The organism is Peribacillus sp. SIMBA_075 (assembly GCF_046534585.1).
On the sequence record NZ_JAWRYN010001435.1, the window covers coordinates 1 to 242 of the forward strand.

General features: G+C 53.3%; 1 protein-coding gene. It reads left to right on the forward strand.

Translation table 11 applies throughout. From position 1 onward, the window contains the following. On the forward strand, positions 1-242 hold a 242-nt coding region (locus tag SB775_RS33100), incomplete at both ends, for a CNNM domain-containing protein (RefSeq protein ID WP_410865527.1).

Consider the following 242-nt stretch of genomic DNA (forward strand, 5'->3'; position numbering starts at 1 on the left):
ATATGCAGAACGCGCAGCATTCCGCCTCGCTCCTGCCTTAAGCCTTGCCGGCAGTTTGTTCGCCCCTGTACTTTGGCTGCTCAATGCGGCGGCCCGTCTCTTCTTGCGGCCGCTGGGCATCCGGACTTTGCAGCCGGAATATGGCCATTCCGAAGAAGACTTGAAGCATTTGATGCATGAAAGTTACCAGAGCGGCGAGATCAACCAGAATGAATTGGCGTATATGCAGAACATCTTTTCTT